General features: G+C 66.0%; 24 protein-coding genes and 1 tRNA gene. 8 read left to right on the top strand and 17 right to left on the bottom strand.

Going from position 1 to position 26904, the window contains the following annotated elements; all coding sequences use genetic code 11:
- Nucleotides 1–506 precede the first annotated feature (506 nt).
- From BLV97_RS18795 to lhgO, 3 genes are all read left to right on the top strand, one after another.
- A complete protein-coding gene (locus BLV97_RS18795) occupies nt 507–911 on the top strand; it encodes a PepSY domain-containing protein (RefSeq protein WP_210184814.1) in 405 nt (134 codons plus the stop codon).
- Between the two features lie 110 nt (nt 912–1021).
- Nucleotides 1022–1095: transfer RNA gene (locus tag BLV97_RS18800), tRNA-Gly, on the top strand.
- 120 nt (nt 1096–1215) lie between these two features.
- Nucleotides 1216–2463, top strand: a complete 1248-nt coding sequence (gene lhgO, locus BLV97_RS18805; RefSeq protein WP_092164195.1) for an L-2-hydroxyglutarate oxidase — start codon at nt 1216–1218, stop codon at nt 2461–2463.
- 47 nt (nt 2464–2510) lie between these two features.
- Here the strand turns inward: lhgO and BLV97_RS18810 are convergent, their stop codons facing one another.
- From BLV97_RS18810 to BLV97_RS18845, 8 genes are all read right to left on the bottom strand, one after another.
- Nucleotides 2511–3233, bottom strand: coding sequence for an ABC transporter ATP-binding protein (locus BLV97_RS18810; RefSeq protein WP_035839817.1), 723 nt, complete (start codon nt 3231–3233; stop codon nt 2511–2513).
- Nucleotides 3230–3979 carry an ABC transporter ATP-binding protein gene (locus tag BLV97_RS18815; RefSeq protein ID WP_035839820.1) on the bottom strand — a complete coding sequence of 250 codons (750 nt, stop codon included), beginning with the start codon at nt 3977–3979 and terminating at the stop codon, nt 3230–3232. Before BLV97_RS18815 ends, BLV97_RS18810 begins: the two co-directional genes overlap by 4 nt.
- Complete coding sequence (locus tag BLV97_RS18820; RefSeq protein ID WP_092164196.1) at nt 3976–4932, bottom strand: branched-chain amino acid ABC transporter permease; 957 nt, start codon at nt 4930–4932, stop codon at nt 3976–3978. The genes BLV97_RS18815 and BLV97_RS18820 overlap by 4 nt, the downstream gene beginning before the upstream one ends.
- A complete protein-coding gene (locus BLV97_RS18825) occupies nt 4932–5798 on the bottom strand; it encodes a branched-chain amino acid ABC transporter permease (RefSeq protein ID WP_035839857.1) in 867 nt (288 codons plus the stop codon). Before BLV97_RS18825 ends, BLV97_RS18820 begins: the two co-directional genes overlap by 1 nt.
- 169 nt (nt 5799–5967) lie before the next feature.
- The gene (locus BLV97_RS18830) at nt 5968–7233 is read right to left on the bottom strand and encodes an ABC transporter substrate-binding protein (protein WP_035839827.1); all 1266 of its coding nucleotides are present in this window, start codon (nt 7231–7233) and stop codon (nt 5968–5970) included.
- Nucleotides 7234–7622: 389 nt separating this feature from the next.
- Nucleotides 7623–8864, bottom strand: a complete 1242-nt coding sequence (locus tag BLV97_RS18835; protein WP_035839830.1) for an NAD(P)/FAD-dependent oxidoreductase — start codon at nt 8862–8864, stop codon at nt 7623–7625.
- A 3-nt stretch (nt 8865–8867) separates the two neighbouring features.
- Nucleotides 8868–10019, bottom strand: coding sequence for an iron-containing alcohol dehydrogenase (locus BLV97_RS18840; protein WP_035839833.1), 1152 nt, complete (start codon nt 10017–10019; stop codon nt 8868–8870).
- Nucleotides 10020–10114: 95 nt separating this feature from the next.
- Nucleotides 10115–11476 carry a glutamine synthetase family protein gene (locus BLV97_RS18845; RefSeq protein WP_035839836.1) on the bottom strand — a complete coding sequence of 454 codons (1362 nt, stop codon included), beginning with the start codon at nt 11474–11476 and terminating at the stop codon, nt 10115–10117.
- A gap of 166 nt (nt 11477–11642) precedes the next feature.
- Here BLV97_RS18845 and BLV97_RS18850 point away from each other — a divergent pair, with 166 nt between their 5' ends.
- Nucleotides 11643–11993: an MAPEG family protein gene (locus tag BLV97_RS18850; protein WP_035839839.1), complete on the top strand. Its 351-nt coding sequence runs from the start codon at nt 11643–11645 to the stop codon at nt 11991–11993.
- A gap of 16 nt (nt 11994–12009) precedes the next feature.
- Here the strand turns inward: BLV97_RS18850 and BLV97_RS18855 are convergent, their stop codons facing one another.
- From BLV97_RS18855 to hemE, 8 genes are all read right to left on the bottom strand, one after another.
- Nucleotides 12010–12948: a 2-hydroxyacid dehydrogenase gene (locus tag BLV97_RS18855; protein ID WP_035839860.1), complete on the bottom strand. Its 939-nt coding sequence runs from the start codon at nt 12946–12948 to the stop codon at nt 12010–12012.
- 72 nt (nt 12949–13020) lie between these two features.
- Nucleotides 13021–14166: a rod shape-determining protein RodA gene (rodA, locus tag BLV97_RS18860; protein WP_092164197.1), complete on the bottom strand. Its 1146-nt coding sequence runs from the start codon at nt 14164–14166 to the stop codon at nt 13021–13023.
- A gap of 13 nt (nt 14167–14179) precedes the next feature.
- Entirely contained in the window at nt 14180–16126 is a 1947-nt protein-coding gene (mrdA, locus tag BLV97_RS18865; protein WP_092164198.1) for a penicillin-binding protein 2, read from the bottom strand.
- A complete protein-coding gene (locus BLV97_RS18870; protein ID WP_035839849.1) occupies nt 16123–16662 on the bottom strand; it encodes a hypothetical protein in 540 nt (179 codons plus the stop codon). Before BLV97_RS18870 ends, mrdA begins: the two co-directional genes overlap by 4 nt.
- Entirely contained in the window at nt 16655–17608 is a 954-nt protein-coding gene (gene mreC / locus BLV97_RS18875; RefSeq protein WP_035839852.1) for a rod shape-determining protein MreC, read from the bottom strand. The genes BLV97_RS18870 and mreC overlap by 8 nt, the downstream gene beginning before the upstream one ends.
- 41 nt (nt 17609–17649) lie before the next feature.
- Entirely contained in the window at nt 17650–18687 is a 1038-nt protein-coding gene (locus BLV97_RS18880) for a rod shape-determining protein (RefSeq protein WP_035839855.1), read from the bottom strand.
- Between the two features lie 148 nt (nt 18688–18835).
- The gene (locus BLV97_RS18885; RefSeq protein ID WP_035839866.1) at nt 18836–20395 is read right to left on the bottom strand and encodes a 2-isopropylmalate synthase; all 1560 of its coding nucleotides are present in this window, start codon (nt 20393–20395) and stop codon (nt 18836–18838) included.
- Nucleotides 20396–20641: 246 nt separating this feature from the next.
- Nucleotides 20642–21673, bottom strand: a complete 1032-nt coding sequence (hemE, locus tag BLV97_RS18890; protein ID WP_035839868.1) for a uroporphyrinogen decarboxylase — start codon at nt 21671–21673, stop codon at nt 20642–20644.
- A 99-nt stretch (nt 21674–21772) separates the two neighbouring features.
- Here hemE and hemC point away from each other — a divergent pair, with 99 nt between their 5' ends.
- Together hemC and BLV97_RS18900 are read left to right on the top strand one after the other, a co-directional pair.
- Nucleotides 21773–22732, top strand: a complete 960-nt coding sequence (gene hemC / locus BLV97_RS18895; RefSeq protein WP_035839871.1) for a hydroxymethylbilane synthase — start codon at nt 21773–21775, stop codon at nt 22730–22732.
- Between the two features lie 159 nt (nt 22733–22891).
- Nucleotides 22892–24157, top strand: coding sequence for a DNA polymerase IV (locus BLV97_RS18900; RefSeq protein ID WP_035839873.1), 1266 nt, complete (start codon nt 22892–22894; stop codon nt 24155–24157).
- Nucleotides 24158–24166: 9 nt separating this feature from the next.
- On the opposite strand, the gene BLV97_RS18905 is transcribed toward BLV97_RS18900, so the two are convergent.
- Nucleotides 24167–24655 (bottom strand): DUF302 domain-containing protein, encoded by a 489-nt coding sequence (locus tag BLV97_RS18905; protein WP_035839875.1) that lies wholly within the window; start codon nt 24653–24655, stop codon nt 24167–24169.
- Nucleotides 24656–24868: 213 nt separating this feature from the next.
- Here BLV97_RS18905 and msrP point away from each other — a divergent pair, with 213 nt between their 5' ends.
- Both msrP and msrQ read left to right on the top strand, forming a co-directional pair.
- The gene (gene msrP / locus BLV97_RS18910) at nt 24869–25801 is read left to right on the top strand and encodes a protein-methionine-sulfoxide reductase catalytic subunit MsrP (protein WP_035839877.1); all 933 of its coding nucleotides are present in this window, start codon (nt 24869–24871) and stop codon (nt 25799–25801) included.
- 8 nt (nt 25802–25809) lie between these two features.
- Nucleotides 25810–26448 (top strand): protein-methionine-sulfoxide reductase heme-binding subunit MsrQ, encoded by a 639-nt coding sequence (msrQ, locus tag BLV97_RS18915; RefSeq protein ID WP_244521069.1) that lies wholly within the window; start codon nt 25810–25812, stop codon nt 26446–26448.
- The last annotated feature ends 456 nt before the right edge of the window (nt 26449–26904 follow it).

Here is a 26904-nt window from a genome sequence, read left to right on the forward strand (position 1 = left end):
CGGAAGCCGAGGCAAACTTCTACGCCGCGCTGGAAACTGAAGACATGGCCGCGTAACTAACCGAAATCAGCCTCCGGCAAACCCGGCGCGGTTCATAGAGGTGGGGCAAACAGCAATCTGCCCGCGAATCGGCATCAGTGTTATCAATGGCTTACCGGGTTTGAAGGCGATCCAGGGTCGCCCACCACTTTCCTCGAACATCCACGGCGCTTTCCCGAACAGCTTTGGCTGGCTGCGTCCTGGCTGGCGGCGGGAACAGGTTTGGCGTGTTTCGCTAGAAGGTCTTCCTTCCACTCCCTTCGATGTCTTCCTCTGCGGAAGCTCGATTTCGGCGGCGCGGTGCCAGCTTCCACCGCTTCCGTGTCGCGCCCGCATGTCGGCGGCCACAGCACGGGCGCGGGGCCGAGCCCTCCCTCTCGCGATCGTTCGGTGTGCGGACTTACCGAATTGTAACCCCGCGACCAATTATCGAACAGCTCCACCGCCCACATGGACAGAGTGGCCCGTTGGGCCCGCATCCGGCGAGAAGAGAGCGAGGTGTCGCCCTCACGCCGAAACATGGAGAAATGATCCACATGAAGAAGAGAACCAATGTGAACCGGCAGCCTTTTCTGGTGGGTGCTTTCGCCGCCGTCTCCGCGCTGACTGTGGCGGCGGTGCCCGCGCTGGCCTTCACGGGGCAGCAATACGAGGCTCAGGCGAAGGTCAGCCTTCCGCAAGCCGAGGCGGCCGTCGCGAAGGCGGTGCCCGGCGGGCGTATCACCGATCGGGAACTGGAGAAGGAAAAGGGCGGCAGCGGGCTGCGCTATTCCTTTGACGTGAAGGTCCATGGCAAGACCCGGGAAATCGGCGTCGATGCGAAGACCGGGAAAGTTCTGGAAAACTCGGTCGAAGGTGCGAACGCCGACTGACGGGATCACGGCGCGTCGGCCCCATGGCCGGCGCGCCACCAGTCATGGGCTGTGCGGCCAAGGTGATGCTTGACCTCGGCCGCGCCCTAAAATATCGCTGTCAGGGCGGCGCGGGTGTAGCTCAATGGTAGAGCAGCAGCCTTCCAAGCTGAATACGTGGGTTCGATTCCCATCACCCGCTCCATCATCCTCCCCGATCATCATGCCCGCGCATCTGCCGTGCCCGGGCCACAGTACGGCGGAACTTTGCGTGCGGTCTGGCCGCGGTATGGTCCGGCCACGCCGCCTGTTCTAGACAGGGGCCATGGCGGCCCCCGGCGCGGGGGCAGGGGCAAGGCGCATCCTGGGGGAAGGCATGGTCGAGGCGTTCGATTTCGCTGTCGTGGGGGCGGGCATTGTCGGGTTGGCGACGGCCAGGCGCCTGCAGGAGGTCCATCCCGGTGCCCGCGTCGTGGTGATCGAGAAGGAACCCGAACCCGCCCTGCACCAGTCGGGGCGCAATTCCGGGGTGATCCACGCGGGCGTCTATTACACGCCGGGCAGCCACAAGGCGCATTTCTGCCGCATGGGCGTGGCCGCGACGCGGGCCTATTGCGACGAACACGGCCTGGCCTATGAAATCTGCGGCAAGCTGATCGTGGCCACCGATGCGGCCGAGGCCGGGCGGCTGGAGGCGCTGCACAAGCGCGCCACCGCCAACGGCATCCAGATCGAGGCGCTGACCGGCGCCGAGGCCCGCAAGCTGGAGCCGCACATCCGCGCCGAGGCCGCGCTGCTGTCACCCACCACGGGGATCACCGACTTTGCGGCGATCGCGCGGCACATGGCCAAGATGTTCGTCGCCGACGGCGGCCAGTTGCGGCTGGGCGAGGCCGTGACCGGCGGCGCGGAAGGGCCGGGCGGCGTGACGCTGCACACCACCCGGGCCGAGATCTCGGCCGGCAAGGCGGTGTTCTGTGCCGGCCTTGGGTCGGACCGCATGGCGCGCGCCTTCGGGGCCGAGATCGACTTTCGCGTGATCCCCTTTCGGGGCGAATATTTCCGCATTCAGAACCGGCCGGCCGACTTCGTGCGCCACCTGATCTATCCGGTGCCGAACCCCGCCCGGCCGTTCCTGGGCGTGCATCTGACGCGCAAGATGGATGGCGGCTTCACCGTGGGGCCGAATGCCGTGCTGGCGGGCGCGCGCGAAGGCTATGGCCGGTGGCAGGCGAATCCGCGCGATCTGGCCGAGAGCCTGGCCTATCCGGGTTTCTGGCGGCTGGTCGCGCGCAACCTCGCGCCCGCGATGGGAGAGCTTGCCGCCTCGGCCTCGAAGCGGTTGTACCTCATGCGGGTGCGGCGCTACTGCGCCGATATCGGGCTGGCGGATCTGGCGCCCTACAAGCCCGGCATCCGGGCGCAGGCGGTGGGGCGCGACGGCAAGCTGATCGACGATTTCCTGTTCATTGATACCGATCATACGCTGCATGTGTGCAACGCGCCCTCGCCGGCGGCGACCTCGGCGATCCCGATTGCCGCCCATATCGTCACGCGGCTGACCGGAGTTTAAGGGTCGGGCGAAGTGGCCGGCACCCGATGCGGCGCCGGCCGACGGGATCAGATTTCCCAGACCTCGGCGCTGACGCCGGCCAGAGATTGCAGCCGGTCCTCGTCTTGCGACAGCTCCTTTGCCGTGCCGTCGAAGGCGATCTCGCCGTCGTTCAGCACATAGGCGTGGTCGGCCACCTCAAGGCTCATGCGCACGTTCTGTTCCACCAGCAGCACCGACATGCCTTGATCGCGCATCCGCACGACGATGTTGAACACCTCGCGCACGATCAGCGGCGCAAGGCCCTGCGAGGGTTCGTCCAGGATCAGCAGCTTGGGGTTCAGCAGCAGCGCGCGCGCGATCGACAGCATCTCCTGCTCGCCGCCCGAAAGCTGCCGGCCCTTGTTGTTCCGCCGCTCCTTGAGCCGCGGGAACAGCTCGTAGATCGTGTCGATCGTCCAATGGCCCGGGCGATCGGCGGGAACCTTGAGGTTTTCCTCGATCGTCAGGTTGGGGAAGATCTTGCGGCCCTCGGGCACGAAGCCAACGCCCAGCTTGGCGATCGTGAAGGGCGGGCGGCGGGTAGTGTCCTGTCCGAAGATCGTCACCTTGCCCTCGCGCGCGGGGGTCAGGCCCACCAGGCTGCGCAGCGTCGTGGACTTGCCCGCGCCGTTGCGCCCCAGAAGGGTGGTGATCTTGCCTTCCTCGACCTTCAGGCTGACGCCGTGAAGGATGTGGCTTTTGCCGTAGAAGGTGTGCAGGCCCTCGGCCTCCAAGGCGTAATTGGTCATGCGGCACCTCCCAGATAGGCGGCCTGAACCTTTTCGTTCGCGGTGATCTCGGCAGGCGTGCCCTCGGCCAGCGGGCGGCCTTCGGCAAGCACCGTGATCTTGTCGGCCAGGTTGAAGACCACGCGCATGTCATGTTCGATCAGCACGATGGTCAGCGCCTGGTCGCGGTGGATCCGTCGGATCAGCCGGGCGATGGCGTGAGTTTCGTCGTCGCCCATCCCCGCCGTGGGTTCATCCAGCAGCAGCAGGCGCGGGTTCAGCGCCAGCGCCATCATGATCTCGCAGGCGCGTTGGTCGCCGTGGCTAAGCTCGCCGGCATAGCGGCCGGCGATGCGGGTCAGGCCGCCTTCCTCCATCAGCTGATCGATGCGCGCGCGCAGTTCGGCCCGCCGGGCCGTGGGCACGCGGGGCGCCAGATGCAGGCCGGCGGCGATCTCTACCGGAATGCGGATGTTCTCGCGCACCGTCAGGTCGGGGAAGATCTCGGTGATCTGGAAGGTGCGGGCCATGCCCATCCGGACCCGTTCGGCCGGCTTGATCCCGGCAAGGTCCTGATCTTCCAGAAGCACCCGACCCGAGGTCAGGTCGAGCATCCCCGTGATAAGGTTGAAGAAGGTGGTCTTTCCGGCGCCGTTCGGGCCGATCACGGCCCGGCACTCGCCTTTTTCCACCGACATCGAGACACCGTCGACAGCGATCAGGCTGCCGAAGTGCTTGGCGACGTTTTCGATTCTTAGAAAGCTCATTCCACGCTCTTCCGGCGAAAGATCCCAAGGACGCCGCGCGGGAAGAATAGCACCGCGACGACGAAGACGAGGCCGATGAAGGACATCCAGTTGGGGGTGGCGCTGGAAAGGTAGTCCTGCAACACGACGTAGATCGCCGCGCCCACCAGCGGGCCCCAGAAGGACCGCATCCCGCCCAGCACGCACATGATCACGAAGACACCCGATTGGGTCCAGTACAGCGCGCGCGGGTCGACGAAGTTGTTGAGCAGCGCGTAAAGCGTGCCGCTGAGCGCCATGAAGGTGCATGAGATCAGCCAGGATGCCCAGATGTGAAAGTTGACGTTGATCCCCAGGAAGCGGGTGCGCCGCTCGTTCTCGCGGATGGCGATCAGGGTGCGACCGAAGGGCGACTGCAAAAGCAAGGCCATCACCGCCACCGCGACGGCGAAGATCGCCAGCACGAAATAATAGAAAGTGACCGGATCCTGTTCGATATGCAGGGTGGCGAAGCCAAAGTTGATCGGCTCGCGCGTCCAGTTGGTCAGGCCGTCGTCGCCGCCGGTAACATGGTTCCAGCGGAAGGCGACGAAATAGAAGACCTGGGCGAAGGCGATGGTGACCATGGCGAAATAGACGCCGCGCAGCCGGACGATCATCGGCCCGATGATCGCCGCCGCCAGGGCGCCGACACCGGTGCCCACCAACATGCCGATGCCGGTCGAGGGCACCAGGTAGCGAATGGTCATCCCCACCCCGTAGGCGCCCAGGCCGAAATAGGCAGCGTGGCCGAAGGACAGCACGCCGGTATAGCCCAGCAGGAAGTTCAGCGACATGGCCGCAAGGCCCATCACCACCACCTGGGTGCCCAGCTGGGTATAGCCGCCCACCGCGTTCATCCACAGCGGCATGGTAAGAAGCAGAAGCCAGACCACCACATTGGGGACCTGTTTGCGAAGGTCGAAGCCTGACATCAGAAACGCCCCTCTTCACCCAGCAGACCCTGCGGCCTGACCAGCAGCACAAGCGCCATCATCACATACATCACCGCCTCGGTTCCCGACGGCACGAAGACCGAGGTCAGCGCCGACGCGACCCCGATCAGCAGCCCGCCCAGCAGGGTGCCCAGCAGGCTGCCCAGACCGCCGATGATGATCGCGACAAAGCTTGGCATGATCAGCGAGGCGCCGATGGTGGGCTGCAGGCCCAGCTGTCCGGCGGCCAGAACGCCGGCCAGGCCGGCCAGGTAGATGCCGATGCCGAAGTTGAGGTTGCGCAGAACGCGTACGTTGACGCCCAGCACGGACACGGTTTCCAGATCCAGCGTTCCGGCGCGGATGCGCAGGCCCAGCCGGGTCTTGTTCATCACCCAAAACAGCCCGCCCACCGCGATCGCCACCAGCGCGATCATCAACAGCCGATAGCCGGTGAGGAAGAAATACTGCGAGCTCAGCGGGCTCATCAGCCAGTTCGGCACCGCGTAGGGCACGCTTTGCGCACCCCAGATCATCCGGGTTCCATCCTCCAGGATGAAGGCCAGTCCGAAGGTCAGCAGCAGGCTGTAAAGCGGATCACGCCCGTAAACCCTGCTGATAAGGAACTTCTCGACGATCAAGCCCAGCAGGGCGGTCAGCACCGGCGCCACAACGAGCCCGCCCCAGAAGCCGATATAGGGCGAGAGCGTATAGGCAATATAGGCGCCGACGGCCAGAAAGCCGCCATGCGCGAAGTTGATCACATCCGAAAGCGACATGATCAGCGACAGGCCGATAGCCATCAGCGCGTAGAATGCGCCGATGATCAGCCCGTTGGCGATGTTGAAAAGGATGAGTTGCGTCATCATGGTTGGTGCGGGGCCTTCGCGTGGTCCGATTGCGCATCGCCGCCCACCAGGGGATCGCCCGGCGCATCGGAGGTTGTCGGTGAATATGAGCAACCGGCGGGTGGTGCCCGCCGGGCTCGAGCGGCCGAACCGGGGGCGGCTGCACCGCCCCCGGAATGGTGGTGGTTCAGGCTTTTGGCCAGGTCATGTGGCATTCGGTCTCGGCCAGGGTCGGCGAGACGTCCTTGCCGTTCACGACGTGGTCGACGGCGAACAGGTCCTCGGGGCCGTCCTTGCCTTGTGCCTGGGCATGCCCGACGTAAAGGTCGCCGATCATCTGGTTCTGGGCGGCGCGGTAGAAGGCGCCGTCCGGCATCAGCGAAATTTCCGGCGGCAGCTTGTAGCCCTGCATCGCCTTGGCCATCTTGACGGCATCGAGCGATTTCGCCTGTTCGGCGGCCAGCGCGCAGGTCCAGACGGCGGTATGGCCGAAATAGGTCCGCGCCGTGGGCACATGTCCGCCGCTCCGCTTGCGGATCGCGGCCACGAACTCGTTCACGTGCGGCACGTTGGGCTGCTTGTAGTACCATTCGAACACCCAGGTGCCGATACGCGCCTCGGGCGGCAGGCCAAGCAGCACCTCAAGCTCCATCTGGGCGCCGGCGATGTGGAACCGTTTCTCAAGGCCGAACTGCACGATCTGCTTGAGAACGTTCACCCCGTCATCACCTTGCTGCAGCACGATGATCACGTCCGGGTTCGCGGCCTGCGCCTTGATCAGGTAGGACGAGAAATCGGTGGTGCCCAGTGGGGTCAGCGCCTCGCCTACCTTGACGCCGCCGGCCTTGGCCGCGGCCTTCTCGACCCCGGCCGCAAGTGTGTGGCCAAAGGAATAGTCGGGCACCAGATAGTAGAACTTCTTGCCCATGTTCTTGACCAGCACGTTCGCGACCGCGGCGCCTTCGGTCGCCGTGGTGTTGCAGACGCGGAAGGTGTTCCAGTGGCAGTTCGTGCCGGTGATCGAGTCGGTGTGACCGCCCGGATCGACGTTGAAAACACCCTTTTCATTGGCCACGTTCGCAATCGCTTGGGCCAGCGACGAGTTGATGTTGCCAAGGATGAAGTTCACCTGATCGCGGTCGATCAGCTTGCGCGCCTTCTGCACCGCCACGCCGGCGTCACCCGAGGTCGAATCCTCGATCAGCAGTTCCACCTTGCGGCCAAGGATCCCGCCCTTGGCGTTGATCTGTTCCACGGCGTATTGGGCACCGATCTGTTCGTTCTTGCCCAGCGCCGCGTAGGTGCCCGTCAGGGGGTTATCCATGCCGATTTTCACGACATCCGATGCCCGCGCGATCTGCAGATAGGGCGCGGCAAGCTGAGCGCCGCCGATCACTGCCCCGGCCTGCAGCAATCTGCGTCGGTTGATATTGTTGGAAGTGTTCCCTGTCATCTTGTTTCCTTACCTGGCTTGCCATTGCGCTTCAGCGGTCCGCGGCCCGGTCTCCTCTTCGGGCGGTGCGGTCGCCATCCAGTAAAGAGGTATGGGAAATTGGTCATACTGGCTGGCCAATTTCCGCTTCTCCTCCAGTTTCCGTGGATACCAAGTTTCATTCCTCGATCCAGAAATCTTTTGAATAGGCTCAGCAATGAGATTGATTTAATTAGATTTTTTGCGATTAATCTCGAAAATGTGATATTGCGTGAAATTTCCGTGTGAGTTGTCGAGGTTTGGTGCGCCAATTTCCACGCAAGCGCTGGACAATCCAGATTACCGCAAGAACCATCGGACGACGTGTGGTCCCGGGCCGGGTTCCTTCCGGCGCGAGTCGCAAAACGCGGTCAGGAAAAGCGCGATGGAAGGCAGGGGCCCATTTCGTCCGGGCTTCGCCCGGCCAGCGCGGCCTCGATCAGCCGCGCGGTCTTCGGTGCCAGGGTCAGGCCGATATGGCCGTGGCCATAGGCGTGCAGGATCTCGGCGCCGGCCCGCGACGGGCCGATGACGGGCAGGGAATCCGGCATTGAGGGACGAAAGCCCATCCAGCTGCGCGCCGGGGCGGGCAGGTCGGGAAACAGCGCCCGTGCGCCCTGATCCAGCCGCGCGATGCGATGCACCGAGGGCGGCGCCGTCAGCCCGCCCAGTTCGACCGTGCCGGCGACACGCAGCCGGCCCGTCATCGGACACATGTAGAAGCCGCGCGCGCTGGGGCTGGCGGGGCGCGACAGCCGCGGTGCGGGCATGTCGTATTCGACGTGATAGCCGCGCTCGGTATCCAGGGGGATGCGGTCGCCCGCCTGCCGTGCCAGCGGTCGCGAATGGGCCCCGGCGGCGATCACCGCATGGCGCGCCGCCAGCGTCAGGTCCGGCCCCGACAGGCGCACCCCGCCGCCTTCGCGCGCAAGCCCCGTCACCCGCGCCGACAGATGCCGCACGCCCGCCGCCTGCGCCGCCCGGGCCAGCCGCGCGACCATCTCGCCCGGATCGGACAGGAAGATCGCCTGCGGAAAGAATGCCCCGCCGCCCGCGATCGGGGGCAGGGCGGGTTCCATCCCGGCCAGCGTGTCGGGGTCGACCAGTTCGACGGTGACGCCCAGGTCGCGGCGACCGGCCATGTCGGCCTCGCCCGCGGCGCGGTCCTTGGGGCTTTCATAAAGATAGAGGCAGCCGTTGCGGTTGAGCAGATCCTCACCGCCGATCTCGGCCGCGAGCGAGAGCCAAAGCCGCGCCGCATCGGCGTTCAGCGCCGCCAGCGCCTGGGCGTTGCGGGGGGCGGCATCGGGCAGGGATTGGCGCAGGAAGCGCAAGAGCCACGGCGCCAGCGCGGGCAGGGCGGCGCGGCGGATCGCCAACGGCGAGTTCCGGTCCAGCAGCAGCGACGGCAGATCGCGCAGCACCGAGGGCGTGCCGACCGGCATCACCGCGTAATCGGCGATGGTGCCGGCATTGCCCCAAGACGCGCCCGATCCGGGTGTTTCTGGGTCGAGGATCACCACCTCGCGCCCGGCGCGGGCCAGCCGCAGCGCGATCGTCAGGCCGATCACCCCGGCCCCGATCACCGCGATCTCGGTCCGCGCCGTGGCCATGGCCTAGAGGCAGGCCTCGAACAGCGCGCGGGTGTTCGTGCGCGTCATCTCGACCGGGTTGCCGCCGCAGGAGGGATCCTCCAGCGCCATCTCGGTCAGCTCGTTCAGCCGATCCGCGGTGACGCCAAGCACGCCCAGCGTTTCGGGGATCTGCAGTTCAGAACGCAGCTCCATCACCCGGGCGCGAAAGCCGTCGAACCCGCCCTGGATGCCCAGATAGGCGGCGGCGCGGGCGATGCGGTCCTCGATCGCGGGGCGGTTGAAATCCAGCACCATCGGCATCACCACAGCATTCGTCGTACCGTGGTGGGTGTTGTAGACCGCGCCGACCGGATGGCTGAGCGCATGGATCGCCCCGAGGCCCTTCTGGAAGGCCACCGCGCCCATCGCCGCCGCGCTCATCATATGGGCGCGGGCGGTCAGGTCGTCGGGCGTGGTATAGGCGCGGGGCAGGTTTTCCAGCACCAGCCGCATGCCTTCCAGCGCGATCCCCTGGCTCATCGGGTGGTAATGCGGCGAGGAATAGGCCTCGAGGCAATGCGCCAGCGCGTCCATGCCGGTACCGGCGGTGATGAACCTGGGCATCCCCACGGTCAGTTCCGGATCGCAGATCGTGACGGCCGGCAGCAGCTTCGGATGGAAGATGATCTTCTTGCGGTGGGTTTCGGTGTTGGTCAGCACGCCCGCGCGGCCCACTTCGCTGCCGGTGCCGGCGGTGGTGGGCACGGCGATGATCGGTGCGATCGTGTCGGCATTGGCGCGGGTCCACCAATCGTCCACGTCCTCCAGGTCCCAAACGCTGACCGGCTGATCCACCATCAGCGCGATCATCTTGCCCAGATCCAGGGCCGAGCCGCCGCCGAAGCAGACCACCCCGTCATGCCCGCCCGCGCGGTAGACCTTCAGCCCCGCTTCCATGTTCGCCTCGGTCGGGTTCGCGTCGACCTCGGCAAAGACCGCGTGGCCCAGCCCGGCTTCATCGAGGATCTCCAGCGCGCGGGCGGTGATCGGCAGCGCCGAAAGCGCCCGGTCGGTGACCAGCAGCGGCCGGGTAATGCCGGCGGCCTTGCAATGTTGGGCCAGTTCCGCGATCCGGCCGGGGCCGAATTTCACCGCCGTGGGGTAGGACCAGTTCGCAATGGGGGCCTGTGTCATCTTTCGTCTCCGGTTCTGTCCGCCGCGCTATGGCGCCGCCGGGCGGTGGGCGCAAGGGCGCAAGCGTATGGGGCGGTTCGCCGGGCAGGGGGATATCAGGCCAGTTCCAGCCCGCGGCGGCGTTCCCAATCGGTCACCACGCGGTTCTGTTCCTCGATCTCCCACAGCGCGGCGCGGGTGTAATGGTCGATCACCTCGTCGCCAAAAGCCGCGCGCAGCATTTTTGACGCGCTCATTTCGGCCGCGGCCTCGCCCAGGGTGCGCGGCACCTCGACCACGCCCTCGGCCTTGTAGACATCGCCGCGCGTCTCGGGCGGCAGGTCCATCTTTGCCTCGATCCCGGCAAGGCCTGCCGCCAGCAGCGCCGCCATCGCCAGATAGGGGTTCAGATCCGCCCCGCCGATCCGGCACTCGATGCGCACGCCCTTGGTGCCCTCGCCGCAGACGCGAAAGCCCGCGGTGCGGTTGTCGAGGCTCCAGACCGCCTTGGTCGGCGCGAAGAGGCCCTCGGTGAAGCGCTTGTAGCTGTTGACATAGGGGGCAAGGAAATAGGTGATCTCGCGCGCATGGGCCAGTTGCCCCGCCACATAGGAGCGCATCAATGCCGACATCCCGTGCGGCGCGTCGCGGTCCAGGAAGGCGGGCTTGCCGTCTTTCCACAGCGATTGGTGCACATGGCTGGAAGAGCCCGCCCGATCGTGGCGATACTTCGCCATGAAGGTGATCGAGCGTCCCTTGAGGAAGGCGATCTCCTTGCAGCCGTTCTTGGTGACCGCGTGCATGTCGGCGGCGTCGAGCGCGTCCGAATAGCGGGTGTTGATCTCTTCCTGGCCGACCTCGGCCTCACCCTTGGAGCATTCGACGGTGACGCCCGCACCGTGCAGGCCGTTGCGGATCGCGCGCATCACCTCTTCTTCCTTGGTGGTGCCGAAGATCGCATAGTCGACATTATGCGCACCCAGCGTCTTCGCATTCTGCCAGTCGCCGTCGCGCAGTTCGGCATAGCTTTGCTCGAACAGGAAGAACTCCAGCTCGCTTGCCATCATCGGGGTGAAGCCCAGCGCCTCGGCGCGCGCGATCTGGCCTTTCAGCAGCGCGCGCGGCGAATGCGGCACTTCGTGGCCGTGATGGTCAAGCATGTCGCACAACACCAGTGCGGTGCCTTCCAGCCAGGGCAGAAGGCGCAGGGTGGACAGGTCGGGGCGCAGGACGTAATCGCCATAGCCCGCCTCCCATGAGGTCGACATGTAGCCCTGCACCGTGGCCATCTCCAGATCGGTGGCCAGCAGGTAGTTGCAGCAATGGGTTTCGGCATGGGCGCTGGCGACGAAATGGGCGGCATGGAAACGCTTCCCCATCAGCCGGCCCTGCATGTCGATGCCCGCCGCGATTACCGTGTCGATCGCGCCCGTATCGACCGCCGCCGCCAAAGCCTCGAAACTCAGATTCCCCGGCATTCTGCCCTCCGTGCCCGTCCAATGCGGCGCGGATGGTGGCACAGTGGCAAGCCGGGGGGAAGGGGGGCTTGCCGGACGCGCCGGCGGCGGCGGGTTTGACTTGGCGCACGCGCCATTGCCGTAGTCGTGGGCAGGCCGGCTCGGGCCCGGGCAAAGGAAGCTCGACATGACGCTAGGCACGCTCGTGCTACTGGTACTGGCGCTGTATATCTTCCAGCTTTTCATGCAGGAACTCTCGGGCTGGGGGCGCGATCCGGGCGCGCTTCTGCGGCCACGCGACGAATCGCCCGCGCGCGCGACCCTGGCCGTCAGGCTGGCCACGCGCCAGGGACAACCTGCGCGAAGCCCTGCCGCTGTTCCTGGGCCTCACGATACTGGCCGTCGCCACGGGCGATCCGCGGTGCCTGGTGCGTCGGTCGTCCTTGCGGCGCGCATGCTTTACGTGCCGGCCTATGCAAGCGGCTTGCCGGCGCTGCGCTCGATGACCTGGCTGTGGGGATGGCGGGGCTTGCGATGATGGCGCTGTCGCTGCGCTAGTAGCCCTGTTCGCGGTCGACGAGATATAGGAAGGCCTCGCCCGCCTCGCCTCGCCGGACGTTCTCGGCGATCACCCGGCTGGCGGTCGAGGCCCGCGTCTCTGACGCGATATGCGGCGTCACCGTCACCTTGGAATGGGTCCAGAACGGATGCGATGGCGGCAGCGGCTCTTCCCGAAAGACATCAAGCGTGGCATGCCCCAGCCGGCCGTGATCCAGTGCCGCGATCAATGCGGCATCGTCGATCAGCGGACCACGCCCGGGATTGATGAGCACCGCTCCCGGTGCCAACAGCTCCAGACGCACGGCGTTAATCAGATTCTCGGTCTGCCGGGTCAAAGGCAGCAGCGTCACCACGATCTGCGCGCCACGCAGCGCCTCTTCCAGCCCGTCGCCACCCGACAGGCAGCGCAGCCCTGGCACCTCCTTGGGGGACCGGCTCCAGCCGGCGACGGGGAAATTCAGCGCCGCAAGCGCCTGGCCACAGGCCTTGCCCAACGCCCCCAGCCCCAGGACCGTCACCGGCCGCTCCCGCGCGATCGGCGGGATGGAGGTGTCGTGGCGCCAGACCCCGTCCTGCACCAGCACATGCCGGTCTATCCCCAGATGGTGGCGCATCACATGCCCCACCACCCATTCCACCATGCCTTCGGTCATCGCCGGATCCACCATTCGGCACAGCGGCTGGGTCAGTGTCCGGTTGCCCACGATCTTCTCGACCCCGGCCCAGAGGTTCAGCACGGCCTTGCAGTTCACGAAGGGTCCGAAATCCGAGATCTCGCCGCCCGGCGAAAACACGATGTAATCGATCTTGGCCGGGTCGGGCGCACTGTCGCGTAGCGTCACCTTCAGCCCTGCCTCGACAAAGGCCGCCTCCAGTGCATCGCGATACCTGGGCCACAGATCCGCCCCCGCGGCGAAATAGACCTCGACCATCCCCATCCCCTTCATCTTGGCAACAATACTCTCGGGGGGCGCAGGGGGGCAGACAGCCCCCCGCCCGCGGGCTCACCGGCCCCGCGGCTTGTGGATATGCGCACTCTGCACCAGCCCGAAGGCCCCCAGGAGCACCAGCATCGCCGACCCGCCATAGGATACCAGCGGCAGGGGGACCCCCACGACCGGCGCCAGCCCCATCACCATGGCCATGTTCACCGCGAAATAGAAGAAGAATGTCGCCGCCACACCCAGGATCAGCAGCGCCGAAAACCGGTCCTTCGTCTGCATCGCGGCAGAAATACAGAAGGCGATGATCAGGACATAAAGCACCAGAAGCGAAATCGCACCGACAAAGCCGAACTCCTCACCCAGGGTGGTAAAGATGAAATCGGTCTGCTTTTCGGGCAGGAAGTTCAGCCGCGACTGGGTGCCCTGCAGATAGCCGCGCCCCGCCCAGCCTCCCGAGCCTAGCGCGATCTTGGCCTGCATGATGTGATAGCCAGCCCCCAGCGGGTCCGAACCGGGATCGAGGAAGATGTCGATGCGCTTGAACTGGTAATCCTTGAGTAGCTGCCAGGATTTGCCACGCGACATCATCACCAGCGTCACCAGCCCCGCCCCCAGCGCGGCCACCCCGCCGAAATACCACAGACTGACGCCGGCGCAGAACATCACCACCGCGCCCCCCAGAAGCAGCAGGATCGCGGTGCCAAGGTCGGGCTGTTTCAGTACCAATACGGTGGGGACGATGATCAGCACGACCGGTATCAGCACCCAGAACGGGCGCGACACCTTCTTCGGATCAAGCCAGTCGTAATAGGCCGCCAGCATCATCACCAGGGCGATTTTCATCACCTCAGACGGCTGCAGGCGCATGAAGCCCAGGTTGATCCAGCGCTGCGCCCCCATGCCGACGCTGCCCACCAGCATCACCAGGACCAGCAGTGCCAGCCCCACCAGATAGGCGGCCCCGGCCATGTTGCGCCAGAACCAGATCGGCGTGAAGGCGACCGCGAACATCACCACAATGCCCATGGCGAAGCGTTCCATCTGCGGCTCGGCCCAGGGTTCCATCGAGCCGCCGGCGACGGAATAGAGCATCAAGAACCCCACCGCGCACACGGTGAACAGCAAGATCACCAGCGCCCAGTTGACGTAAAGCACCTTGCGAAGCCCGGTGGGGACGCTCTTGACGGTATATTCGAGGTAACTCATCGCGGCGCTCCCCTCACGCCCGGGTCCGCGCCGGCGTCGGCGCGGGGGCCAGGTCGCGCAGTTGCAACGCGTCCTGCGCGGCCTTGATCTCGTTGCGCTGATAGGCGGGATAGGCGGACAAGGGCGGCAGGCCTCCGTACAGGGTTTGCAGCATCAGGTCGCGGGCGATTGCGGCGGCGGGGTGAGAGCCGCCGCTATGCTCGATCACAACCGAGAGCGCATAGCGCGGATTGTCGAACGGCGCGAAGGCGACGAACAGGCCATGGTCACGCCGGTTCCAGGGCAGATCGGCGTTCTTGATCAGGCCGCGCGCGCGTTCGGCGGCGGTGATGCTGAACACCTGGCTGGTGCCGGTCTTGCCGGCCATGGTCATGCCCTCGGTCTCGATCCGGGCGAAATGGGCGGTGCCGTGTTCGCCGTTGACCACCGCGAACAGCCCGCCGCGGACGCCGTCGACGGCAAAGGGCTTGAAGTTCATCGGCGGTGCCGGATGCACCGGCTGTTCGACCCCGTTGATCGAGCGCACCAGCCGCGGCTGGATCGCCCGCCCGGTGGCGATGCGGCCCGCCATCACCGCCAATTGCAGCGGTGAGGCCAGCACATAGCCCTGGCCGATCGCCGCGTTCAGCGTATCGCCCACCAGCCAGTCGCGCTTGTGCACCCGCCGCTTCCATTCCTTGGTGGGGGCCAGGCCCGCGGCGATCGCGGACATCGGCAACTCGTGCCGTTCCCCCAGCCCCATCTTGCGGGCCATGGCGCTGATCGCGTCGATACCCACGCGCTGGGACACCTCGTAGTAATACACGTCGCAGGACTGGGCGAGCGACTTGCGCAGATCCACCTTGCCGTGGCCGGAATGCTTCCAGCAGTGGAAGCGCCGGTTGCCAAGCTGGACATAGCCCGGACAATAGATGATCTCCTTCGGGTCCAGCTTGCCGGCTTCCAGCGCCGCCATCCCGGTGATGATCTTGAAGGTCGATCCCGGCGGGTAGGTGCCGGCCACGGACTTGTCGACCAGCGGCCGGTGGTCGTTGTTCAGCAGCCGGTCGTAATCCTTGTAGGAGATCCCGCGCACGAACAGGTTCGGATCGAACGAGGGCGATGAGCCGATCGCCAGCAGGTCGCCATTCGACAAATCCATCACCACCGACGCCGCGGCTTCGTTGCCCAGGCGGGCATGAAGAAAGTCCTGCAGCGCCGCGTTGATGGTTAGCTGCACATTGTCGCCGGGGGTCGGCGGCGTGCGGCTGAGTTCGCGCATGACGCGGCCGACGGCGTTCACCTCCAGCTGCTTGGTGCCGGCCTTGCCGCGCAACTGGTCCTCCAGCTTCAGCTCGACACCCGTCTTGCCGATCTGGAACTTGGGGATCTGCAGCACCGGGTCGGGATCGGCGTATCGCGCCAGATCGCGTTCCGAGACCGGGCCTACATAGCCCACGACATGGGCCAGGTCCTTGTCCAGCGGATAGTGCCGTGACAGCCCCACCGAAGGCGAGACCCCCGGCAGCGCCGGCCCGTTCACGGCGACGCGCGACAGGTCTTCCCAGCTTAGCCGGTCGGCCACCGTGATCGGCACGAAGGGGCTGCGCCGCTTCATCTCGTGAATCGTGCTCTCGATGTCGTCGTCGGTGATCGGGATCAGGCCCTTCAGCCGGTTCAGAACCTTGCGGACGTTGTCGCCTGCGTCCTCGCGAACGATCGTGACCGAATAATTCTGCTCATTTCCCGCCAGAAGGATGCCGTTGCGGTCGAAGATCAAGCCGCGGGCTGGAGGAATCAGGCGGATGTTGATGCGGTTCTCGTCTGCCAGCATCCGGTATTTGCCGGATTCGACGATCTGCATGTAGCGCATCCGCAGACCCAGCCCCGCGACCACCGCGACCTGCGCCCCGCCCAGCAGCAGCGCCCTGCGCGACACCTTGCGGGCGCTGGTATCGCTGTCTTGCGTGGACCGCCTCATAGCCGCTTGCCCAGGCTGTTGATCTCTCCCGGGGCGGCCTTGCGCAGGCCCAGAAACAGCGCCGAGATGGCGACGACGACGGGGTAGGCAAGGATCGAGCCGAGGACGCGTGGGACGACGAAGCCGAATTCGGGAAGTGCAAGGAAGGTCACGGCGAAGGCCAATCTGTAGGCTAGGAAACAGGCAAGCATCACGATGGACACCATAAGCCATTCCGTCAGGAAACCCACCTCACGAAGGAACACGACACGGCCACGCAGGAATTCCGCCCCCAAAAGCACGATCACAGTCCACAGGCCGGGGGGGCGCATGACCAGAAAATCCTCCAGCAAGATCACGGCCGCGATCAGCAAGGCCGGGACATATTCGGGGCGGCGCAACACCCAGGCGAAGGTGAACCCCAAAAGCAGATCGGGGCCGGGCCAGCGGACCGGCTCGGTATCGATCGGCAACAGGCGCAGGAATATCAAGAACCCCGCGAGCACGACATAGAGCCCGCGATAGGCCCAAAGCACGCGGCGCTGCGATTCAGCCATTGCCGCCCCCTTCGGCGGCCGGGCCCCCGGTCTTGTCCCGGGCAGATCCCGGCGCGGGCGGCCCCTCGGCGGTGCCGTCCGTGCCGCCGGGCGGCATGATCAGGCCACCCGGATCGGTCACCTTGGGCGTGGGCTTGCTGCGCAGGACCCGCAGGAAATCGAGACGTTCGTAATCGGCCGCCAAGCGCACGCGCAGACGGTGGTCGGCGCTTTCGACGACCTGGCCCACCAGCAGCCCGGAAGGAAATAGTCCCCCGTCGCCGGAACTGACAACCCGGTCGCCGGGGCGCACCATGTCGCGGTTTTCCAGGAATTCCAGTGGCGGCGAGGCCGTGTTGTCGCCCACCACCAGCGCATGTTGCCCCGACGGCTGGATCGTCACCGGGATGCGGCTGTTCGAATCGGTCAGCAGGATGACCCGGCTGGTGGTTTCCCCCACCCCCGAGATCCGCCCGACCAGGCCCAGCCCGTCCATCACCGCCCAGCCGTCGACGATGCCGTCGCGCATGCCGACATTGATCAGCACCGATTGCCGGAACGGAGATCCGCTGTCGGCCAGCACCTGGCCGGTCACCTTGGTCAGCTGCGGGTCGATATGCACCTGGTTCAGATCCAGCAGCTGGGCGTTCTTCTGCTCCAGCTGCAGCGCGGCTTCCTTCCAGGCCTTCATCTGCTGCAACTCGCGCCGCAGTTCTCGGTTCTGGTCGTAGATTCGGGTGTAGGATTCGAAATTGTTGGCCATGTTGGCCAGTTGCGTGACCGGCACCAGCGCCCATTCGAAATTCGGCACGATCCGGTCGATCAGCGCCGCGCGGAAGCGCTCGACCCGCGGGCTGTCCACCCGCCACAACCCGAAGACCGCCAACAGGAACAGGATCAGCAGACCGATCAGAATGCGCCTGATCGGGCGGATGAATTCGTCCTGTCCATTGCGGTCTTTCGCCACGACTGCTCCAGTTCAGCGCGCCTGCCCCGGGGCTGGGCGCGTCAGCTGTCGTAATCTATAACGTGGCGCAGCTGCTTCTCATACTCCAGCGCCTTGCCGGTGCCCAATGCGACACAATTGAGCGACTCGTCCGCGACCGAGATCGACAGGCCGGTCTGCTCGCGAAGCGCAAGGTCCAGTTCTCCCAGCAGCGCGCCGCCGCCGGTCAGCATCACGCCGCGGTCGACGATGTCGGCCGCCAGGTCGGGCGGGGTGGCTTCGAGCGCGATCATCACCGCCTCGCAGATCTGCTGCACCGGCTCGGCCAGGGCCTCGGCCACCTGGGCCTGATTGATCTCGGTCTCTTTCGGCACGCCGTTCAGCAGATCGCGGCCGCGGATCTGCAGCGCCGCGCCGCGGCCGTCGTCGGGCATCCGCGCGGTGCCGATCGAGGTCTTGATCCGTTCGGCCGTGGCTTCGCCGATCAGCAGGTTCTGCTGGCGTCGCAGATAAGAGATGATCGCCTCGTCCATGCGGTCGCCGCCGACGCGGACCGAACGGGCATAGACGATATCACCCAGCGACAGCACGGCCACCTCGGTGGTGCCGCCGCCGATGTCGACGACCATCGAACCGGTGGGATCGGTGATCGGCATGCCGGCGCCGATGGCCGCGGCGATCGGCTCCGCGATCAGCCCGGCGCGGCGGGCGCCGGCGGACAGGACCGACTGGCGGATCGCGCGCTTTTCGACCGGGGTCGCACCATGGGGGACGCAGACGATGACCTTCGGCTTCGAAAAGGTGGTGCGCTTGTGCACCTTGCGCATGAAATGCTTGATCATCTCCTCGGCGACGTCGAAATCGGCGATCACGCCGTCGCGCATCGGCCGGATCGCCTCGATCGAGCCGGGGGTGCGGCCCAACATCAGCTTGGCGTCTTCGCCGACGGCGAGAACCTGTTTCTTGCCGTCCTTGACGTGGTAGGCCACCACCGAGGGTTCGTTCAGGATAATTCCGCGGCCCTTCACATAGACGAGGGTATTCGCCGTGCCGAGGTCGATCGCCATGTCAGACGAGAAGATACCCGAAAAGCCTAGCATGCTGGGACTGTCCCTTTCCCCGATATGGTGCGGCCCGCGACTCCCCGTCGCGGGCCGGGTGTCTTTTAGCTGGGCGCGGCCTTGAGGGAAAGAGGCCCCGCGCCGCGCTTCGGCGCAAATTCGCCCGCAAACCCAGGTGGAAGAGGCGTCATGACGCGGATTTGACCTCTGCGTCAGGCCTGGTTTTCTTGCGGCGCTGAAACAGCCGGTTAAGCGCGTTGACATAGGCCTTGGCCGAGGCGACCACCGTATCGGTATCCGAAGCCTGCCCCGTGCCGATGAAACCGCCCTCTTCCATCCGCACGCTTACCGTCGCCTGCGCATCGGTGCCCTCGGTCACCGCATGCACCTGATAAAGCGCAAGCCGGGCGCTATGCGGCACCAGGGATTTCACCGCGTTGAAGGTGGCGTCGACCGGCCCGTCGCCAGTGGCATGAACGGATTGTTCCGCGCCGTCGATCAGCAGCGTCATATCCGCTGTCTGCGGGCCCTTGGTGCCACAGACCACGCGCAGGGACGCCAATACGATACGGTCGTCCTCGGGGCTGGTCTGGTCCTGCATCAGGGCGACGAGGTCGTCGTCGTAGACCTCTTTCTTGCGATCGGCGAGCGCCTTGAAACGCACGAAGACATCGGCCAGCTGGTTGTCGGCCAGCTCATATCCCAGATCGCGCAGTTTGGCACGCAGCGCGGCGCGGCCCGAATGCTTGCCCATCACCAGGCTGGTTTCGGTCAGGCCCACGTCGGCAGGGCGCATGATCTCGAAGGTTTCGGCGTTCTTCAGCATCCCGTCCTGATGGATGCCGCTTTCATGCGCGAAGGCGTTCTTGCCGACGATCGCCTTGTTGTATTGCACGGCAAAGCCCGAGACCTGCGCCACCCGGCGCGAGATGTTCATGATCCGCGTCGTGTCGATCCGGGTCTGGTAGGGCATGATGTCGTTGCGCACCTTCAGCGCCATCACCACCTCTTCCAGCGCGGTATTGCCGGCGCGTTCCCCCAGCCCGTTGATCGTGCATTCGATCTGCCGGGCGCCGGCCTCGACCGCGGCCAGGCTGTTGGCCGTCGCCATGCCCAGATCGTTGTGGCAGTGGGTCGAGAAGACGATCTCGTCGGCGCCCGGCACCCGTTCGATCAGCATGCGGATCAGGTCGGCCGATTCGCGTGGCGCGGTGTAGCCCACCGTGTCGGGGATGTTGATCGTGGTGGCGCCGGCCTTGATCGCGATCTCGACCACCCGGCACAGATAGTCGTGTTCGGTCCGTGTGGCATCCATCGGCGACCACTGCACGTTGTCGCACAGGTTGCGCGCATGGCTGACGGTGCGGTCGATCAGGTCGGCCATCTCGTCCATGTCGAGGTTCGGGATCGCGCGGTGCAGCGGCGAGGTGCCGATGAAGGTGTGGATACGCGGCCGGGCGGCATGTTTCACGGCCTCCCAGCAGCGGTCGATATCCTTGAAATTGGCGCGCGAAAGACCGCAGATCACCGAATTCCTGGAATTGATCGCGATGTCGCGCACCGCCTCGAAATCGCCATCGGACGCGATTGGAAAGCCGGCTTCGATGATGTCCACGCCCATCTCGTCCAGAAGACCCGCGATTTCCAGCTTCTCGTCATGGGTCATGGTGGCGCCGGGGCTTTGCTCGCCGTCGCGCAGGGTGGTGTCGAAAATCAGGACGCGGTCCTGTTCGGTCTTGTCGGTCATGTCTGGTCTCTTCGTGTCTGTTCTCGTCTGCGATCCCGGCGCTGGTCACCCCTGAGCGGCGCGCCGGTTCACGGACACGCTCAAGGGCGGCTAAGGAGAAGCAGCAGGCCACGGGCCGGAAGGGCGCGTGCGGCCCCCGGAACGGATGCGATATGCGGATCCCGTGTCATGGCGCCGCACTATACGGGGCGAGGGCGAAAAGGAAAGGGGGAATCGGGCGGGACGGGCCGGTCCTGCCCGTGCCGTTCAGCCGCGCAATGCCTCCAGCATCAGATGCACGTTCTCGGGGTCGGCGTCCGGCGTGATGCCGTGGCCGAGGTTGAAGATATGCGCCCCCCCGGCGAAGGCATCGCGGATGCGCCGGGTCTCGTCCACCAGTCGCGCGCCGCCGGTAACCATCAGCCTGGGGTCCAGGTTGCCCTGCACGCAGCCGCCCGTCTGCACGTTCTGCGCCGCCCATTCGGCCGAGACCGAATTGTCCAGCGCCACGCAATCGGCGCCGGTGGCCCGGGCGAAGCCGACATAGCGCTCGCCTGCCTCGCGCGGGAAGGCGATGACCGGCAGGCCCGGGTGGCGCGCCTTCAGCGCCGCGATGATGCGTTTCGCCGGCGTCAGGCAGAAATCGTCGAAATCGCGGCCCTTCAGGCTGCCCGCCCAGCTGTCGAAGAGCTTGACCACCTCCGCCCCGGCCTCGACCTGGCGCGAGAGGTATTCGACGGTGGCTTCGGTCAACAGGTCGATCAGCGCGGCGAAGGTGGCGCGGTCGGTGTACTTCAGCAGATGCGCGGGGCCTTGATCGGGCGTCCCGCGCCCGGCGATCATGTAGGTCGCCACGGTCCAGGGGGCGCCGGCGAAACCGATCAGCGTGGTTTCGGGCGGCAGTTCATGGGCAAGAATGCGCACGGTTTCATAGACCGGGGCCAGCACCTCATGAATGTCGTCGCGGCCCTTGAGCTTTGCCAGCCCGGCGGCATCGGTGATGGTCGAAAGGCGCGGGCCTTCGCCGGTGACGAACCACAGATCGGCCCCCAGCGCCTGGGGCAGCAGCAGGATGTCGGCGAACAGGATCGCCGCGTCGAAGCGGTAGCGGCGGATCGGCTGCAGCGTGACCTCGGCCGCCAGATCGGGATTGTAGCACAGCGACAGGAAATCCCCTGCCTTGGCGCGGGTCGCGCGATATTCCGGCAGGTAGCGCCCGGCCTGACGCATCAGCCAGACCGGCGGCACGGGCTGCGCCTCGCCTCGAAGCGCCCTCAGGATGGTCTTGTCGGCGGCCATGATCCTCTCCGTCTTTTGGCGTTCTGCCTTGCGCGGCCACGCACCGGTGTCAAGCGACGCCCCATTGTCAGGCGCATTTGCCACGGGTAGGAGGAAGGCATGACAGGCCCCCTTCCCACACCCGACCGCCCGCTGCGCATCGGCACCCGCGGCTCGCCCCTGGCGCTGGCGCAGGCGCATGAGGCGCGCGACCGGCTGATGGCGGCGCATGACCTGCCCGAGGCCGCCTTCGAGGTGGTGGTGATCCACACCACCGGCGACAACCGCGCGATGATCGCCGCCGACCGGGCGCTGAAGGAGATCGGCAACAAGGGCCTTTTCACCAAGGAGATCGAGGAGGCGCTGGGCGCGGGCCGCATCGACATCGCCGTGCATTCGATGAAGGACATGCCGACCGAACAGCCCGCGGGGCTGGTGCTGGACTGCTACCTGCCGCGCGAGGACGACCGCGACGCCTTCGTCTCGCCCGTCGCGGCGCGGATCGCGGATCTGCCGCAGGGTGCGGTGGTGGGGTCGTCCAGCCTGCGCCGGCGCGCGCAACTGGCGGCGCGACGGCCCGACCTGCGGCTGGTGGAGTTCCGCGGCAACGTCCAGACCCGGATGAGGAAGCTTGAGGATGGGGTGGCGGCGGCGACGTTCCTGGCGATGGCGGGGCTGAATCGGCTGGGCCTGGCGCATATCGCCCGCGCCGCGATCGGGCCCGAAGAGATGCTGCCTGCCGTGGCCCAGGGCGCGATCGGGATCGAGCGGCGCGCGACGGACGCGGCGACCGGGGCGCTGCTGGCGGCGATCCATGATGCGCCCACGGGGCAGCGGCTGGCGGCGGAGCGGGCCTTCCTGGCGGCGCTGGACGGATCGTGCGAGACACCGATCGCGGGGCTTGCGGTTCTGGAGGGCGGTGATCTGTGGCTGCGCGGCGAGATCCTGCGCCCGGACGGATCGCAGGTGCTGGCGGGCGAGCGCAGGGGGCTGGCCGGAGACGGCGCCGCGCTGGGCGCCGATCTGGCGCGCGAATTGCGGGCGCGGGCACCCGCGGATTTCTTCGACTGGCGATCCTGAGGCGCGCTACGCGCGAGTCTGTGCGCTCGATGGGGGCGCTGCCCCCAAACCCCCGGAGTATTTCGGCCAAGATGAAGGGCAGGGCGGGCGCCTTGGCGGCGGTCGTGAGGTTGGTCGCCTCTGGTGGCGGGGTAGGGCGGGGTGGTAGGCTGATCTGCCATGCATGCCCTCTGCCGTGATTGTCTTTCCCCCTTCGATGCGGGCGCCGCCGGCGCCGGGCGGTGTCCTGTCTGCCGGTCTCCGCGGGTGCTGGCACATCCGGAGCTGTTCGATCTGTCGATCGCGCATATGGATTGCGACGCCTTCTATGCCAGCGTCGAGAAGCGGGATGATCCGGGGTTGCGCGATCAGCCGGTGATCATCGGCGGCGGCAAGCGCGGTGTGGTGTCGACCGCTTGCTATATTGCGCGGATCCGGGGCGTGCGTTCGGCCATGCCGATGTTCCAGGCGCTGAAGCTTTGCCCCGAGGCGGTGGTGATCAGGCCGCGGATGGCGCGCTATGTCGAGGTCTCGCGCGCCGTGCGGGCGATGATGGAGGAGATGACCCCGGCGATCGAGCCGCTGTCATTGGACGAGGCCTTTCTGGATCTGACCGGAACTGCGCGGCTGCACGGCGCGCCGCCGGCGGTGATGTTGGCGCGGCTGGTGAAGCGGATGGAGGCGGAACTGGGGATTTCGGGCTCGATCGGGCTGAGCCACAATAAGTTCCTGGCCAAGGTGGCGTCGGATCTGGACAAGCCGCGGGGATTCGCGGTGATCGGGCGGGGCGAGACGCAGGCCTTCCTGAAAGAGCAGCCGGTGCGGCTGATCTGGGGGGTGGGCGCGGCCGGTCAGGAGGCGCTGGAGCGCGCGGGGATCCGCACCATCGCCGATCTGCTTCGCTGGGACCGCAAGGAGCTGGTGGCGCGGTTCGGGCAGATGGGCGACCGGCTTTGGCATCTGGCGCGGGGCGAGGACAATCGCCGCGTCAGCCGCGACGCGCCGGTGAAGTCGATTTCAAAGGAGACGACCTTCTTCGAGGATACCGCCGAGCGCGACCTGCTGGACGGGCATCTGTGGCGATTGGCCGAGCAGGTCTCGGACAGGGCCAAGGCGAAGGAACTGGCGGGGGGGACGGTGGTGTTGAAGCTGCGGCGGGCGAATTTCAGCCTGCTGAGCCGCCGACAGACGCTGCGTGAACCCACACAGATGGCCGATCGGATCTACCGCATCGCGCGCGGGCTGATGGACCATGTGGCCGAGCCGGGGCCCTTCCGCCTGATCGGGGTCGGCATTGCGGATCTGGTCCCGGCGGCGCGGGCCGATCTGACCGGCGATCTACTCGACCCCGAGGCGGCGCGGCGCGCCAGGGCCGAGCAGGCGACCGACGTGATCCGCAAGAAGTTCGGCGCGGATGCGATCGTGAAGGGGCGCAGCCTGCGCTAGGCGCCGCCCCTAGAAAGCGGTCGCGTCGTCGAGGATCTTGTCGAGCAGTGCGTTCACGGGCTTCATCGAGGCGCCGGGATAGAGCCGGTGGCCGATCACCACCTCGCCCGGCTTGTCGGGGGTCTCGTAGAGGAAGATCGAATAGGGGCAGAACATCAGGTTTTCGCGGTCCGCTGTCATCGCCTTGCGGCTGAAGATGGCCGAGCAGAAGCCCAGCGTGATCGCATGGGTATATAGTGTCTGCTTCGCCCCGACCGCATCCCTGGTGCGCGCCAGCATCTCGCCCACGTTATTGGTGTGCTCGATCTTCAGCCCCTGGTCGATGATCGCGTTCTGCACCCCCAGAAGCACATCGGCGAACTTGCCCTTCACCACCTTGGTGACGGCCCTCTGGCCCTCGGTTCCGCCCTGGGTGGCGGCTGTTTGAGCCGCCGCAGCCCCGGCCCAGACCGAAACGGAGAGCAAGGCGCCAAGAAGCGCCGAGACGATGAGTTTCATGATTTCCTCCCTATGTTGGCGGATGGTGCCGCCGCGATTGCGAACAATGGTGCCAGAGGTCTGTGACCATGGGAACATGCCATAGCATTTGCGGGGCCGCCGGCGTCTGTAACAAGGGTCACGAAGGCGCCATACACGATCTCGTGACGACACTATCCCTTCGTATAGTCCTTATGCTTGGTTATCCCGAACGTTTACCGAAGGACGCGCGCCATGACCCAGAAATTCATCCCCGACCTGACCGAGGCCGATATTACCCCGAAGGAGATGTTCCTGAACCGCCGACAGATCATGGCCGGCGCGGGGGCCGCGATTGCGGCCGGAATGATCGGCGGGCCGGCGATGGCCAAGCTGGCAACCGTGCCGTCGGCCTATTCGACCAAGGAAAAGCCCAACACCTTCGACGAGATCACCCATTACAACAATTTCTACGAATTCGGCCTGTCGAAGACCGATCCGGCCGAGAACGCTCACGCGCTGACCACCTCTCCGTGGTCGATCAAGATCGACGGCATGGTGGACAAGCCCGGCACCTACGCGCTGGACGATCTGCTCAAGGGCGTCACACTCGAAAGCCGCATCTACCGCTTCCGCTGCGTCGAGGCCTGGGCGATGGTCATCCCCTGGGACGGGTTCCCGCTGAAGACTCTGCTTGATCGCGTGGGTGTCCAGCCCTCGGCCAAATACGTCGCCTTCCGCACGCTCGAGCGGCCCTCGGAAATGCCGGGGCAGCGCAGCAACATCCTGGACTGGCCCTACCGCGAAGGCCTGCGGATGGATGAGGCGATGAACCCGCTGACGATCCTGGCCACGGGCATCTACGGCGAGGAGATGCCCAAGCAGGACGGCGCGCCGATCCGCCTGGTGGTGCCGTGGAAATATGGGTTCAAGTCGATCAAGTCGATCGTGTCGATCACGCTTACCGACAAGCAGCCCCAGACCACCTGGAACATGCAGGCGCCCAGCGAATACGGCTTCTATGCCAATGTGAACCCTAACGTGAATCACCCCCGCTGGAGCCAGGCGACCGAACGGCGCATCGGGGCGGGCCTGTTCGCGGGGCGCCAGAAGACGCTGATGTTCAACGGCTATGGCGAACAGGTGGCCGGCCTTTACGCGGGTATGAACCTGCACAAGTTCTACTGAGGGCCGGCATGATGGAGGCCGTCGCGAATACCATGAACATGACATTGCGCAGGCTGCCGCCCTGGGCCGTCTATCCGCTGGGGGCACTACCGGCGCTGTGGATCGTCTGGCTGACGCTGACGGGCGGGATCGGGGTCGACCCGGTGGCGGGGATCGAACAGCGGCTGGGCTATGACGCGATGTATTTCCTGATCGGGGGGCTTGCGATCTCGCCGCTGCGGCGGCTTACCGGGATCAACCTGATCCGCTATCGCCGCCAGATCGGCCTGGTGGCCTTTGCCTATGTGGTGCTGCACATGCTCAGTTGGTTCACGCTGGACATGGGGCTGTGGTGGCGCCAGGCGCTGGGCGATCTCTATAAGCGGCCCTACTTGCTGTTCGGGATCTCGGCGCTGGTCCTTCTGGTGCCGCTGGCGGTGACATCGAACAACGCCTCTGTCCGTCGGCTTGGGCCGCGCTGGCGCCGGCTGCACTGGCTGGTCTACCCGGCGGTGCTGCTGGGGGTGGTGCACTATCTGTGGCAGTTCAAGGTGATCCCGCAAAGCGGCTGGTTCTGGTTCGGGCTGACGCTGGCGCTGCTTGGGCTGCGCCTGTGGTGGGGCGCACGCCGCCGCATGACCGCCTGGCGCCCACGCTCCAAAGCCTGACCAGGCCCCATGCGGCGGCTCGCGCGGGAACTTCCTGTCGCCGATGCGGGTGACTCGCGCAACATCTGTTCCCGGGGCTGCCGACGTGCCGCGCGCCCGCAGCTTGCGCCATGTGGCGGCCCAGTAAAACAAGGGCTTTCTCCTCGTCGCGACAAAAAGATGAAGTTTTTTCAAAATCCCTCTTGCGGCCCGCTGCACGGATCCGTAAATACCGCCTCACCGAAGCGGAACACACCGCAACGGGACGCGGAAGGCGGAACGGACCGGCAAGGTTCACGAGGCTGGAAGCGGACATGATCGGAGAGAGGCGAGCGGGCGCGCCAAGAAAAATTGGCGCTGCTGGTTGTTTTTTGTCTGATCGGCTCTTTGACATAGCGAATATCTGAAGAGATATGCGGGCGGTTTGGTCTTAATCGACTGATGAGCTTGTATATCGGCTCTCTAGGGCTTCGGTCC

This window comes from Allgaiera indica, assembly GCF_900106675.1.
Taxonomy (GTDB): Bacteria; Pseudomonadota; Alphaproteobacteria; order Rhodobacterales; family Rhodobacteraceae; genus Acidimangrovimonas; species Acidimangrovimonas indica.